The sequence below is a fragment of the Adlercreutzia sp. CNCM I-6216 genome, from assembly GCF_977113345.1.
This window is the reverse complement of sequence record NZ_CDSBIE010000001.1, coordinates 302,837-317,025: the sequence shown is the minus strand read 5'-3', so window position 1 is coordinate 317,025 and position 14,189 is coordinate 302,837. Positions and strand designations below refer to the sequence as shown.

Annotated in this window: 12 protein-coding genes; all 12 read left to right on the top strand. The window is 65.5% G+C overall.

Features of this window, described 5'->3' with window-relative positions:
• The first annotated feature begins 9 nt into the window (after window positions 1-9).
• Entirely contained in the window at window positions 10-1,002 is a 993-nt protein-coding gene (locus ACYVRU_RS01280) for an ATP-binding cassette domain-containing protein (protein WP_114540023.1), read from the top strand.
• Window positions 996-1,619, top strand: a complete 624-nt coding sequence (locus ACYVRU_RS01275; RefSeq protein ID WP_461185632.1) for an ABC transporter ATP-binding protein — start codon at window positions 996-998, stop codon at window positions 1,617-1,619. Before ACYVRU_RS01280 ends, ACYVRU_RS01275 begins: the two co-directional genes overlap by 7 nt.
• Before the next feature lie 123 nt (window positions 1,620-1,742).
• Entirely contained in the window at window positions 1,743-1,988 is a 246-nt protein-coding gene (gene rpsP / locus ACYVRU_RS01270; protein ID WP_022740122.1) for a 30S ribosomal protein S16, read from the top strand.
• A gap of 4 nt (window positions 1,989-1,992) precedes the next feature.
• Window positions 1,993-2,247 (top strand): KH domain-containing protein, encoded by a 255-nt coding sequence (locus tag ACYVRU_RS01265; protein ID WP_302234502.1) that lies wholly within the window; start codon window positions 1,993-1,995, stop codon window positions 2,245-2,247.
• Between the two features lie 12 nt (window positions 2,248-2,259).
• Window positions 2,260-2,772 carry a ribosome maturation factor RimM gene (locus ACYVRU_RS01260; protein ID WP_461185631.1) on the top strand — a complete coding sequence of 171 codons (513 nt, stop codon included), beginning with the start codon at window positions 2,260-2,262 and terminating at the stop codon, window positions 2,770-2,772.
• Window positions 2,773-2,831: 59 nt separating this feature from the next.
• On the top strand, window positions 2,832-3,779 hold the full coding sequence (gene trmD, locus ACYVRU_RS01255) for a tRNA (guanosine(37)-N1)-methyltransferase TrmD (protein ID WP_461185630.1): 948 nt from the start codon (window positions 2,832-2,834) through the stop codon (window positions 3,777-3,779).
• 46 nt (window positions 3,780-3,825) lie between these two features.
• On the top strand, window positions 3,826-4,440 hold the full coding sequence (lepB, locus tag ACYVRU_RS01250; RefSeq protein ID WP_173112702.1) for a signal peptidase I: 615 nt from the start codon (window positions 3,826-3,828) through the stop codon (window positions 4,438-4,440).
• A gap of 18 nt (window positions 4,441-4,458) precedes the next feature.
• On the top strand, window positions 4,459-5,598 hold the full coding sequence (locus ACYVRU_RS01245; RefSeq protein ID WP_368044494.1) for a glycine--tRNA ligase subunit alpha: 1,140 nt from the start codon (window positions 4,459-4,461) through the stop codon (window positions 5,596-5,598).
• Between the two features lie 3 nt (window positions 5,599-5,601).
• Entirely contained in the window at window positions 5,602-7,689 is a 2,088-nt protein-coding gene (gene glyS / locus ACYVRU_RS01240) for a glycine--tRNA ligase subunit beta (RefSeq protein ID WP_461185629.1), read from the top strand.
• Window positions 7,689-8,600, top strand: a complete 912-nt coding sequence (locus ACYVRU_RS01235) for a pyruvate, water dikinase regulatory protein (RefSeq protein ID WP_114540029.1) — start codon at window positions 7,689-7,691, stop codon at window positions 8,598-8,600. Before glyS ends, ACYVRU_RS01235 begins: the two co-directional genes overlap by 1 nt.
• Window positions 8,601-9,432: 832 nt before the next feature.
• Entirely contained in the window at window positions 9,433-10,452 is a 1,020-nt protein-coding gene (locus ACYVRU_RS01230) for a hypothetical protein (protein ID WP_461185628.1), read from the top strand.
• A gap of 879 nt (window positions 10,453-11,331) precedes the next feature.
• On the top strand, window positions 11,332-14,049 hold the full coding sequence (ppdK, locus tag ACYVRU_RS01225; RefSeq protein ID WP_161128072.1) for a pyruvate, phosphate dikinase: 2,718 nt from the start codon (window positions 11,332-11,334) through the stop codon (window positions 14,047-14,049).
• Window positions 14,050-14,189: the final 140 nt, after the last annotated feature.

Genomic DNA, 14,189 nt, shown 5'->3' with positions numbered 1-14,189 from the left:
GAGGGGAGTATGGAAGAGAAGCCTGCCGTCGCCCACGAGGCCGTCGATCACGGTGCTCAGCCGGTGCATCATCACCACTCCCACGCGGCCACGTCGCGCCACGGGCACGGCCATCACCTGCTGACGGTGGAGGACCTCTCCGTGTCGTTTCTCATGTACGATGAAGAAGCGGCGGCGACGAGGGCGCAAGGGGATTCGCGCGCAGATCGGGGACGGCTGGGGCGCTATTTGGACGTGCCCCAGCGGGAAGTGGAGGTCATCCGCTCCCTGAGCCTTTCCGTGCACGAGGGGGAGATCGTCGCCGTGGTGGGCGCCTCGGGCTCGGGCAAGACGCTTCTGGCCGACGCGGTGCTGGGCCTGTTCGAGTCCAACGCGCTCGTGCGCGGGCGCATCTGGTTCGACGGCCGTCCCATGGACGCGGCGGCCCTGGCCGCCGAGCGCGGGCGCGGCATTGCCCTTGTGCCCCAATCGGTGGCAAGCCTCGATCCGCTCATGCGGGTGGGGCGCCAAGTGGAAGGCATGCCGCGGGGACGCGGTGCGGCCCGTCGCGCCGATGCCGCCCGCCGCCGCGCCCGGCGCGCCGAGTTGTTCGCCCGCTACGGCCTTGCCGAGGAGGTCGCGCGCCTGTACCCCCACGAGCTCTCCGGCGGCATGGCCCGACGCGTGCTTCTGTGTTGCGCGCTCATGGACGCGCCAAAGCTCATCATCGCCGACGAGCCCACGCCCGGCCTCGATCTGTCGCTGGCCCAGGCGGCGCTCGCGGATTTCCGCGCCTTTGCCGACGCTGGCGGCGGCGTCATGCTCATCACCCACGACATCGAGCTGGCGCTCACCGTGGCCGATCGCGTCGCCGTCTTCCGCGACGGCACGGTGGTGGAGGAGACCTCGGTCGCCGCCTTCGCCTCGCCCGATACCCTGGGCCACCCCTTCACCCGTCAGCTCTGGCACGCCCTGCCCGAGCATGGATTTGTCGTGCCCACCGAAGGAGGTCCGCTATGCTAGAAGGCCGGCACCTCTCCGTCGCCTTCGACGGTCGTCCCGTTCTCGATGACGTCTCCCTCGCCGTTGCCCCCGGCGAGCGCGTGCAGCTGGCCGCGCCCTCCGGCACCGGTAAGACGACGCTCTGCCGCGTGCTGGCGGGCTATCTGGCGCCCCGGACGGGCGAGGTGCTCGCCGATGGCTCCCCGCTGCCGAGGCGTGGCCCGTGCCCGGTGCAGCTCATCGGGCAGCATCCGGAGCTGACGTTGGATCCGCGCATGCGCATGGCGGCGAGTCTCGCCGAATGCGGCGCAAGCGAGGAGGAGCTGGGCCGTCTGCGGGAGCTTTTGGGCATCCGCGACGCATGGCTCTCGCGCTATCCCCACGAGCTGTCCGGCGGCGAGATGCAGCGCTTCTGCATCGCCCGGGCCCTCGGCGCGCACCCGAGCTATCTCATCGCCGACGAGGTCTCCACCATGCTGGACGCCGTGACCCAGGCGCAGATCTGGCGGGCGCTCGTCGCCGAGGCCGAGGCGCGCGCCATGGGCCTCATCTTCGTCTCCCATTCCCCGGCCCTGGCCTCCCTCCTCGCCACCCGCGTGGTGGAGTTGCCAGCCGTTCCGGGTGCCGTCCGTGGATAGTTCGTGGATGGGCGCTTGCCTTTCCTGCGCTCAAGCCGTAATATAAGCAATTGCTGTTTTCGCCGCACTGTGCGAGCAGTGCTTGCGTATAGAGAATGAAAGTACAAGAAGGAGTTCCATTTCATGGCAGTCAAGATTCGCCTCGCTCGCCACGGCGCCAAGAAGCGCCCGTACTACCGCATCGTCGTCGCCGATTCCCGCTCTCCGCGCGACGGCCGCTTCATCGAGGAAGTGGGCCGCTACAACCCCTGCACCCATCCGCACCTGATCCAGTTCGACATGGAGAAGGTCGACCGCTGGATCGCCGACGGCGCCCAGCCCACCGATCGCGTTGCGAAGCTGCTGACGATCGCCCGCGAGAACGCCTAGCACCATGGCCGATCTCACGGAAGATCTCGCCGGCCTCACCGACGCCATCGTCCGTCCGCTCATCGACGAGCCCGATGCCCTGGACATCGCGGCCGCCGAGACCGAGGACGGCAACATCATGGTGGAGATCCGCGTGGCCGCCGACGACGCCGGCAAGGTCATCGGCCGTCAGGGCCGCGTCATCAAGTCCATCCGCACCCTGGCCCGCGCCGCCGCGTCGAAGTCGGGCAAGCTGGTCGATGTGGAGCTCATCGACTAAATGCGCGGCTGGATGTCTATCGCCTATCTGGCGAAACCGAAGAATTTGAACGGAGGGCTCGTCGCACGAGGTGCGTCGGGCCTTCCCTTTGTGCTGCACCCCGGTCTCACGCTGGCCGTCGTGCCGCCCCAGCTGGATGCGCCCCGCACGCTCACCGTGCGCGAGGTGACGGAGCGGGCCGAGAACGAGGCGCTCGTCTTCTTCGACGAGGTGTCCGATCTGAGCGGTGCCGAGCTTCTGGCCGGCTGCGAGCTTCTGGCCCGCGAGGAGGACATCGACGCCTCGGTGCTGGAAGAGGCCGAGGCGCTGCCCGCCTGGGAGGGCTGGTCGGTGCACGACGAGCGCGCGGGATACGTGGGCGAGGTCGTGGAAGTCGCCGAGCGCGCGACCCAGCCTTTGCTCACGGTGCGCCGCCCCGAGGGGGGAGAGGCGCTCATCCCGCTGGTGGACGAGTTCATCGTTGGCATCGACGAGGCCGGCCGCCGCATCGATGTGTCCCTGCCCACCGGCCTGCTCGATCTGTAGGACGCCCCGCGCGTCGTCTTCTTTCCGCCCGTCCTCGCCACCCATCGACAAGGGATCCTATGCTCATCGAAACCCTCTCCACGTTCCCGCATATGTACGACTCGGTCATGGGCGAGTCCATGATGAAGCGCGCCCAGGAGAAGGGCATCTTGGAATTTCGCGCCCACGACTTGCGCGACTGGACGCACGACCGCCACCGCACCACCGACGACGACCCCTACGGCGGCGGCGCCGGCCTCGTCATGAAGTGCGAGCCCATCTTCGAAGCCGTAGAAGCCATTCTGGGGAAAGAGTTCGTGGAAGCGAAACTTGCCTCAGCCATGGGGGAGCCTGGCGGGATTTCGGGTGGTGCTCACCAAGCGAGTTCCGCAGCGAACGAAACAGCTCAGTGGGCTGTTTCGCAGAGCGAGGACTGTCTGAGCGAATCAGGATACCCCGCAGTCCCGCCCCAGGGGGAGTCGCAACAACGTTCTTCCGCAGCCCCCCAGATCGTCTTCCTAGCCCCCCAGGGCCGCCCCTTCGACGACGCCTATGCCGATAAGCTCGCCGCCGCCGATCACCTGCTGTTCATCTGCGGCCACTACGAGGGCATCGACGAGCGCGTTTACGCCCTGGCCGACCACGTCATCTCGCTGGGGGACTACGTGCTCACCTCCGGCGAGCTGGCCTCCTTGGTGGTCATCGATGCCGCCGTGCGCAAGCTGCCCGGCGTGCTGGGGGCGGCCGACGGCCCCGTGGACGAGTCCTTCACCAGCGGCCTTCTGGAATATCCCCAGTACACGCGTCCGGCTGACTTCCGCGGCATGAGGGTGCCCGAGGTGCTCACGAGCGGCAACCACGCCGCCATCGCTCGCTGGAGGCGCGAGCAGTCCCTCGCCCGCACGGCCGCCGCCCGCCCCGACCTCATCGCCGCCGCCGAGGCCGCGGACCTTCTTACCCCCGCTGACCAGAAATTTTTGAAGTTGTTGGAACCAGCGCCGACGGGCGCGGCCGAAGGGGTATCATAGCGTTTCCGACAATTGTGAGCGCAGACGTGGAAGGGGCATCGCGAAGATGTACGACAACGGCTATGGGACCGATCCTTACGGCTACCAGCCGCAGCCCCAGCCCCGTCCCTCGCGCGCCTCGAGCTTTTTGCGCACGGTGCTCTCCGTGCTCGTGCTCGTGGTGCTCGTGGTGCTGCTCTCCTGGGGGCTGCGCACCTTCGTCTTCCAAGCCTATGAAATCCCTTCCGGCTCCATGGAGGAGACCATCATGCCCGGCGACATGGTCTTCTCCGAGAAGATCACCTACTACGGCAGCGACCCGGCCCCCGGCGACATCGTCACCTTCCAAGACCCCGATCCGGAGCAGGGCGGCCGCATCCTCATCAAGCGCGTCATCGCTGTGGGCGGCCAGACCGTCGATCTGCGCGACGGCCGCGTCTATGTAGATGGCGTGCTGCAGGACGAGCCCTACACCCGCGGCGAGCCGTCCTATCCGCTAACGCCCTACTACGGGCTTACCATCGACTACCCCTACACGGTGCCCGCCGGCGGCCTGTGGGTTATGGGGGACAACCGCACCAATTCCCAGGATTCCCGTTACTTCGGCGCCATCAAGGAGTCGAGCGTCACGGGCAAGGCGATATTCATCTACTGGCCGCTGACCGACGTCGGCCCGCTGTAATTCGAGCAAAGGAGACCCATGGCACAAGACATGCCCGGGAAGGCCGGGAAGGCGACGCCCCCCACCTTCCAAGACGTCATCATGAACCTGCAGCGCTACTGGGCGAGCACCGGTTGCGTGGTGCTGCAACCCTACGACAACGAGGTGGGCGCCGGCACGAACGCCCCGGCCACCACGCTGCGCTCGCTGGGGCCCGACACCTGGCGCACCTGCTACGTGCAGGGCTGCCGCCGTCCCACCGACGGCCGCTACGGCGAGAACCCCAACCGCGGGCAGTTCTACTACCAGTTCCAGGTGCTCATCAAGCCCTCTCCCGACAACATTCAGGACCTGTACCTGGGCTCTCTTGAGGCCATCGGCATCGATGTGGCGGCCCACGACGTGCGCTTCGTGGAAGACGACTGGGAGAGCCCGACGCTGGGCGCCTGGGGCCTGGGCTGGGAGATCTGGATCGACGGCATGGAAGTGACCCAGTTCACCTACTTCCAGCAGGTGGGCGGCTTCGAGTGCAACCCGGTGCCCGTGGAGATCGCCTACGGGCTTGAGCGCCTCACCATGTTCGTCCAGGGCGTCGACAACATGTACGACATCGTGTGGGCCCGCGGCGACGACGGCGTGGAGTTCACCTACGGCGACGTGTACCTGGAGAACGAGCGCGAGTACTCCAAGTTCAACTTCGAGGTGGCCGACACCGACTTCCTCTTCCAGGAGTTCGCCGACCGCGAGGTTGAGTGCCTGCGCACCCTGAAGGCGTCCCTGCCGCTGCCGGCCTACGACTCGGTGCTGAAGTGCTGCCATGCCTTCAACCTGCTCGACGCCCGCGGCGTCATCTCGGCCACCGAGCGCATGGCCTACATCCTGCGCGTGCGCACCCTGGCCAAGGCCTGCTGCGCCTCCTATATGAAGAACGTCGTGGGCATGGATGTGGACACGTCCGATTTGGACGCCCTGCTCGCCGATGTGCCCGATCCGTTGGCGAAGCCGGCTGCCGAGGCAGCGTCCAACGTCGTGCCGGCGTGCCCCGAGCCTGCGCCCGGCGGCGGATGCCCCGGCGCCGCAGCCGCTGCGGGCGATCACTCCGAGCGCGCCTTCGAGTTCGTGACCATCGCCGATGACGCCGTCTCCGCCCCGTCCGAGACGTCCGAGAAGGAGGCCTAGAAGATGTCCGATACCGCTACCCTCGCCTTCGAGATCGGCACCGAGGAGATCCCCGCCTTCGATTTGAAGCGCGCCACCGAGCAGCTCGCTGAGCTCGTACCCGCCGCCCTGGATGCCGTGCGCATCCCCCATGGGGAGGTGGCCATCTACACGAGCCCGCGCCGCCTCATCGCCATCGTGGCCGACGTGGCCGCCCGAACCGAGGCCCTGGAAGAGGTCTTCCGCGGGCCCGCCGCCAAGATCGCCTTCGACGAGGCGGGCAACCCCACCAAGGCCGCCATCGGCTTCGCCCGCGGCAAGGGGCTCGACGTGGACGCGCTTGAGCGCCGCGACGAGAACGGCACCGAGTACGTCTACGCCGTGCGCCAGGTTCCCTCCCAGGATGTGGCGGCCCTGCTGCCCGAGGTGCTGCGCGGCGTCATCGACGGCATCTCCTGGCCGAAGTCCTGCCGCTGGGGCACCACGACCGAGATGTTCTCGCGCCCGGTGCGCTGGCTGGTGGCGCTTCTGGGCGATACGGTGATTCCCGTGGAGTACGCGGGGCTCGTGGCCGATCGCGAGACGCGCGGCCATCGCTTCCTGGCCCCCGGCCCGCACACCGTGGCCTCGGCCGACGACCTCGTGTCCGTGGTGGAGGGCGCCTTCGTCGTGCCCACCCAAGAGGCCCGCGAGGCGGTCATCTGCAAGGGCGTGGCGGCCATCGAGGCGGCCACCGGCTTCACCGCCGATTTGCCGGCCAAAACGCTCACCGAGGTCATCAACCTCTCCGAGTACCCCACCCCCATGGTGGGCACCTTCGACGAGGAGTTCCTGAAGGTTCCCGAGGAGATCATCGTCGACGCCATGCTCATGCACCAGCGCTACTTCCCGCTGTACGACGCCGATGGCAAACTCACCAACAAGTTCATCATCGTCTCCAACGGCGACCCGGCCCACGAGGACACCATCGTCGACGGCAACGAGCGCGTGGTGGCCGCCCGCCTCTACGACGCGAAGTTCTTCTACGACGAGGATCTGAAGATGCCGCTGGATGCCTACGTCGATCGACTCGATGAAGTGGTCTTCCAAGAGGCGCTGGGCACCATGCGCGACAAGACCGCTCGCGTGGTGAAGCTGTCGGCCCGCATCACGTCGGCCGCCGGCATCGAAGCCGCCGAGATGCGCGACATCGCGCGATCCGCTTACCTGGCCAAGGCCGACCTGGTGACGAGCGCCGTCATCGAGTTCACGAGCGTCCAGGGCATCATGGGCAGCTACTACGCCACCGCCGCCGGCGAGCCGCCTCGCGTGGCCCGCGCCATCGCCGAGCACTACCGCCCGCGCTTCTCCGGCGACGCCATTCCCACCGACATCATCGGCCAGGTGGTGGCGCTCTCCGATAAGATCGACACCATCTGCGGCCTGTTCGCCGTGGGCCAGGCGCCCACCGGCTCCTCCGACCCCTTCGCGCTGCGCCGCGCCGCCTTGGGCGTGCTGGCCATCCTGGAGGAGACGGGCCTGCCGATCAGCCTGGTGGAGACCATCGACGGCTCGCTCATCATCTACCGCGAGGCCGGGCTTCAGTTCGACAACGCCGAGGTGCGCCGCGAGATCATCGACTTCTTCATCACCCGCGAGAAGGTGGCCCTGCGCGATGCCGGCGTGAAGGCCGACACCATCGACGCCGTGCTCGCCTGTGGCATTGAGGAGCCGATCGTGCTCGCCCGCCGCGCCCGGGCCCTGGAGGCCGCCCGCACCGAGAACCCGCAGGTCTTCGACGACTTGGCCACCGCCTTTGCCCGTGCGAACAACCTGCGCGAGATCGGCCTGGGCACCGGCTACAAGAAGGCCGAGCTCACCGCGGTGGAAACGGCGCTCGCCGAGGCCGTGGCCACCGCCGAGGGCGACGTGGCCGCCGCTCTCGCCGACGACCGCTACGCCGACGCCCTCGTGGCCCTGGCGGCCCTGCGCGCGCCGGTGGACGAGTTCTTCGACACCACCATGGTCATGGACGAGGATCCGGAGGTTCGCGCGAACCGCCTGAAGCTCTTGAACCGCTTCGCCAACGTCTTCGCCCACGTGGCCGACTTCTCCCAGATGGCGAAGAAATAATGCATAACAAGACGCCGGCTGAGCGCGCGGCTCGCGTGCCCACCATCCACATCATCTCCGATTCCATCGGCGAGACGGCCCAGGTGGTGGCGCGCGCCGCCGCGGCCCAGTTCGGCGTCACGAGTCCGCATCTGGAGATCTTCTCGAAGGTGAAGAGCTTCGAGGAGGTGCGCGGATACCTGCTGGAACATGCGCGGCACCACGAGGAGGTGCTCGGCGATGACCGCATGCTCGTGATGTACACGCTGGTCAACGCCGATATCCGCGAACCGTTGCAGGGCTTTCTGGCCGAGCATCCCAACATTGTGGCGGTGGACGTGCTCACGGCTGCCGTCGCCGCCGTCTCCGAGATGAGCGGCATGGAGCCGGTGGGCAAGCCCGGCATGCTGCGCGTGGTGGACCACAACTACTTCAAGCGCATCGGTGCCTTGGAGTTCACCATCGCTCACGACGACGGTCAGAACCCCGAGGATCTCACAAAGGCCGACATCGTGCTTCTGGGTGTCTCGCGCTCCTCGAAGACGCCGCTTTCCATCTACCTGGCCCAGCAGGGGCTGAGGGTTGCCAATGTGCCGCTGGATCCCACCACCGAGCCGCCCTCGCAAATCTACGATGTCGATCGCACGCGCCTGTTCGGCCTCATGATCACGCCGGAGGTGCTGCTGGACATCCGTCGCAAGCGCATCAAGAAGGCGGCAGGGAAGGCCGGCGGCGGCCAGTTCGCCATGCTCGCGAAGAACTACGCCGATCCCGAGTACATCTACCGCGACCTGGAAGCCAGCCGCGCCCTCATGCGCCGACTCGGCTGCATCGTCGTGCACACCGAGGGCCGCGCCGTGGAGGAGACCGCCCAGGAGATCCTCCGCTACTACGAGCGCAGCCACCCCTCCAATACCGACATCATCGACTAGCCCCCGCTACGCCGCCTTGCCCGCGCCCGCGCCTCGCCTTGCTCGACTTTGTTCCCAATGCTGGTCAAAAAAGTGGCGGAAACTGCTTTTGCGGAGGCTTTGAGGGCAGGTTCTGGCCAAAAAGGAGCCGCTGGCTGCATCAGCTTCACGCTGGGCTCAATCGGAGTACTAACTGCGCGCTCCTGAACAGGGAAAACTTTAGTCTGCTATAGAGCTCTTTTCGGAAAAACAAATTAGTGGGCAAAATAAGGGCGATAGCTGCCAGCTAGCGTGGCATTTTTGGCCAAAAGAATTCATGAGGCGCGCCAGAGGATCCTGATTTGTCGGTCGCGCTCTGCTGCATGTGTTGCCGGGCACGCTCCTCTTGTGTCTCGTCGAGCCCTGCGCGCCTTGCTGCTCGCGCCCCGCCGCAAGCTTCGTCGAGCGCACCCCGCTGCGGATCCAGATATCTCAGAGCAATTGCGTGGAATGCCGTGAATGTGCGGATCTTGTGCAGTGGGTGCTCGCCGAAGAAGAGCAACGAGAAATTTGTTCCTGAAGTATTTTGCGTTTTGGGAACGGCACGACGATCGGCTTGCGTGGTTGTTGATAACTCCCCTCATGTGACCTCGTGCTTTGAAAACTTCAACGCAATGTCTCGTTTCATTCCCGATGGAGTCCCGACTGGCGCCGGGGATGACGGCAAAATGCACCCCTAGTCAATTGCCTGCTTCTGGCATAGAGTACGCGGAACACTTTCCTCTCGCCCGTTGCGTCGGATCGCTCAAGCTGCGCGCTGCGGAGGCGAAACGAAGCGAGAGGCGGTTGTTCAAACGATGGGAAGGGGAGGTTCATGCGCGTTGCTCTCTACGGCGAGTCGGCATTCGCCTACTATCTCGTTGCGGGCGATGCGCCTTCTGCGGTGGCGCCCCCCAGCGTCCTTGATAAATCCTGCTACCCTACGCAGGCTACCCTGGACTATGTGCGTGAGCGAATGCCTTACCTTACGCGCCCCGTGCATTGCTTGGTTCCTAAGTGGGAGCGCTGCACCCTCGATGATGTGCATCTGCATGGCTCGTCGTATCCCTATCGATCGGGATCCTTTTTGCGCATCGATCATGGCGTTATTGTTTCGTGTCCCGAATTATGCTTTCTTCAGCTGGCCCAGAGCCTCGATCTTCTCCCGCTGATTCAAGCGGGATGCTTTCTGTGCGGGACTTTCGGCCTCGATCCCTCGGTGCCGTCGGGGCTTATGGGACGAACCCCGTTGACAAGCCCTCGACGCATCGGCGCCTATCTCGAGCGATGCCCAGGTCACGATGGCCTTGCACGTGCACGGGAGGCTCTGCGGTTTGTCTGTGCCGAGGCAGCATCGCCGCCTGAAGTGTTCATGCGACTTGTGCTCGGACTCCCAGCACGGTTGGGCGGTTTCGGATTGAGCGGGTCGGTGATGAACAGGCGCATTAAGCCGTCGAAGCGGGCAAAAGCGCTTGCTGGACGGGAGAGCTTGGTTCCAGACCTGTATTTGCCGGACTGCAAGCTCGACATTGAATTCGATTCGAATGCCGAGCATCTTACGGCGCGCCAGGCGACGCTTGACGCGACAAAGCGCATGGCGCTGGAAAGTGACGGCCAGAAGGTAATCACCGTTACAACTTCGCAGTTGGCCAGCGCTTCGGCTATGCGCCACGTCGCCCAGGAGGCGCACGCAAGACGAGGCACGCGATTACGCTTGCGCTGCAAGAACTTCGCATTAAGGCAAAAACGACTCTATCAGCTGAGATGGTCCATGGACGATTATCTCGACGAGGGGTGGGTTGCGGCGCAGCGGTCTTGCTGTCGGTCAAGCGCGCTGCACGTAGAGGTGTTTTAGCGGGGGTGCCCAGCCACGGGCTCTGATCGCTAGCGTTGCTCGGGTACTTTCTGGACAAAAAAGCATTGCGAACTGGCAGTTAAGACGGGAAAATTGACCACTGTCTTCAGCTGGGAAAAGAAGGGTTATCAAAAGGCCAGGTCACGGGCTTGTGGTAGAGGACGGAGATGCGATTTGCGCGTCGCTTTTGCAGCTGAGGAATGCTTTTTGGCCAAAACCCACGAAGATGGCTTGCCAAAATGCAGTCAGCGCCACTTTTTTGGCCCGTGATGCAGTTAACGCCGATTTTCTGGCCGTGGAGGGCTTGCATCGAAATGCGGCTGTATGCCACTGTGTCTATTTCCTAGACTGTTCAGACTGTCGTGTGCCGCTGTGCTCGTTGTCCAGAGTGTTTTTCCTGCTGCGTTTCTTGAGCGCCATTGTCTCGGGCGAATGATGCACCATCGGCAGATGAGCGGGGAGAGTTGGGGTTGCAAACGACCGCTTGTGAGATTTTGGGGTACTGCGGCCTGATGGGGGAGGGGAATCGCGAAATAGGCGAGATTATCCCTTATAATTGAAGCCAACTTGTTTCGTTTCGGTGTTCAGGCAACAGGGATGTCCGCGATTCGGGGATGTCCGCGATGTTCGGGATATCCACGATGCTCGGGGATGCCCGCGATGTGCCTGCGGCTAAGCTCGGAACGAAGCGGGGCGCCTTGTCCGGCTCGGCTGGCATGGCGGGAAAGGCAGCTGCGGCAATCGCGCGCTGTCGGCAGGGGCGCTCGCGTCGCCGCGAAGGCGAAGCGGGGCGCATCGGCCGGCGTCGCGGGCGGGGTTCGCGGTAAGGCAATCGCGGCGCGCACAAGGGGCGTCGCTTAAGCTTTAAGGAGAAGTAAGGTGACAGAAGCAGTGAAGCGCGTCTACGCCTTCGGCAAGGACGCCAACGGGAACAATGTGACCGAGGGCAACACCGAGATGAAATGGGTGCTCGGCGGCAAGGGCGCGAACCTCGCCGAGATGGCCAACATCGGGCTGCCGGTGCCTCCCGGATTCACCATCACGTGCCAAACCTGCATGGAGTACGCCAACGCCGGCAACGTTTGGCCGGAAGGCGCGCTCGACACCATCGCCGAGTACCGCGCCGACCTGGAGGAGCGCATGGGCAAGCGCCTCGGTGACGCCGAGGATCCGCTGCTCGTGTCCGTTCGCTCCGGCGCCCCCTTCTCCATGCCCGGCATGATGGACACCGTGCTGAACCTCGGCCTTAACGACGAGTCCATCAACGGCCTCATCAAGCAGACCGACAACCCGCGCTTCGCTTGGGACTCCTATCGCCGCTTCATCCAGATGTTCTCCAACGTCGTGATGGGCCTCGACGGCGATCTGTTCGAGAACGCCATCGTCGCCATGAAGAACGACCGCGGCGTCGCCTCCGACACCGATCTGACCGCCGAGGATCTGCAGGAGCTCGTCGACGAGTTCAAGGCCATCTTCGCCGAGAACGTCGACGGCGAGGCCTACCCGTCGCTCGTCGTCGATGGCGCCGTTGCCTTCCCGCAGGATCCCATGGTGCAGCTGCAGCTGGCCATCGAGGCCGTCTTCGGTTCTTGGAACAACCCGCGCGCGGTCCTCTACCGCCAGAAGGAGAAGATCGCCGACGATCTGGGCACCGCCGTCAACGTGCAGTCCATGGTGTTCGGCAACAAGGGCGACACATCCGCCACGGGCGTGGCCTTCACCCGCAACCCCGCCAACGGCGAGCGCGAGTTCTACGGCGACTACCTGGTGAACGCCCAGGGCGAGGACGTCGTGGCCGGCATCCGCAACACGAGCCCCATCGCCGATCTGAAGACCGTCGAGGGCTTGGAAGAGGCCGGCGCCCAGCTCGAGGAGATCTTCGACGTGCTGGAGAACCACTTCCGCGATATGTGCGACATCGAGTTCACCATCGAGCAGGGCAAGCTGTGGATGCTGCAGACGCGCGCCGGCAAGCGCACCGCAGCGGCCGCCCTGCGCATCGCCATCGAGATGGAGAAGGAAGGCCTCATCACCAAGGAAGAGGCCATCATGCGCGTGGCCCCCGACCAGCTCGACCAGCTGCTGCACCCGCAGTTCGACAAGAACGCCACCTACGACGTGGTGGCCCGCGGCCTGAACGCCTCCCCGGGCGCCGCGGTGGGCGAGGCCGTCTTCTCCGCCGCCGACGCCGTGGCCGCCGCCGAGGCCGGCCGTAAGTGCGTGCTCGTGCGCTGGGAGACCAACCCCGACGACCTCGCCGGCATGATCGCCGCCGAGGGCATCCTCACCTCCCATGGCGGCAAGACCAGCCATGCAGCCGTCATCGCCCGCGGCATGGGTGCGCCGTGCGTGTGCGGCGTGGAAGCGCTGAAGATCGACGCGGCCAAGAAGGAGGCCGCCATCGCCGGCACTGATCTGGTCATCCGCGAGGGCGACATGATCTCCATTGACGGCACCACGGGCATCGTGGTCTTGGGCGCGGTGGATCTGGTCATGCCCGAGCTCACCGGCGACTTGGACACCATCCTGGAGTGGGCCGACGAGGTTCGCACCCTGGGCGTGCGCGCCAACGCCGACAACCCCGAGGACGCCCAGCTCTCCCGCGACTTCGGCGCCGAGGGCATCGGCCTTTGCCGCACCGAGCACATGTTCCTGGGCGATCGCAAGCAGATCATCCAGACCTTCATTCTGAACGACGACGAGCTCATCCGCGAGAAGGCCGTCGCCGATCTGTTCGAGGCTCAGGTGGGCGACTTCTACGGCATGTTCAAGGCCATGGACGGCCTGCCGGTGATCGTGCGCCTGCTCGACCCGCCGCTGCACGAGTTTTTGGAGAGCCCGCGCGAGCTGGCTGTTGAGATCGCCAAGATGGAGGCGACCGGCGCCGCCCCCGACGCCATCGCCGAGAAGCGCGACCTGCTCGAGAAGATCGACGGCTTCGCGGAGCAGAACCCGATGCTCGGCATGCGCGGCTGCCGTCTGGGCATCGTGTACCCCATCCTCCCCGAGATGCAGGTGCGCGCCATCGCCACGGCCTGCGCTCGTCTACAGAAGGAAGGCTTCTCGCCGAAGCCCGAGATCATGATCCCGCTCGTGTCCGTGCTGCCCGAGCTCGCGAAGCTGCGCGGCGTGGCCGAGGCCGTCATCGCTGACGTGTCCGCTGCGGAGGGCGTCGAGCTGGATATCCCCGTTGGCACGATGATCGAGCTGCCGCGCGCGGCCGTCACCGCCAACGAGATCGCCACCGAGGCCGACTTCTTCTCCTTCGGCACCAACGACCTCACCCAGACCACCTTCGGCTTCAGCCGCGACGACGTGGAGGGCGAGTTCGTCCCGCAGTACCTCAACGAGCACCTGCTGCCGTACAACCCCTTCGCCACGATTGACGCCGGTGTGGCGAAGCTCGTGGAAATGGGTGTGGCGCTGGGGCATGAGGGCAACCCCGATCTCGTCTGCGGCGTCTGCGGCGAGCACGGCGGCGACCCGGAGAGCATCCACACGTTCAACCGCATCGGTCTGGACTACGTGAGCTGCTCGCCCTATCGCGTGCCGGTGGCCCGTCTGGCCGCTGCCCAGGCAGCCATCAAGCAGCGCTAGGCGTCTGCTGAACAAGCTTGAGTCCCGAGGGCCGCTCCGCACGACGGGGCGGTCCTCTTTTGCTTGACAGCGCGAACGAGGGCGCTATAATCGCAACTGAAATGGCAGGTGGACACCTTGGGTAGGACGGCCGCCTCTCA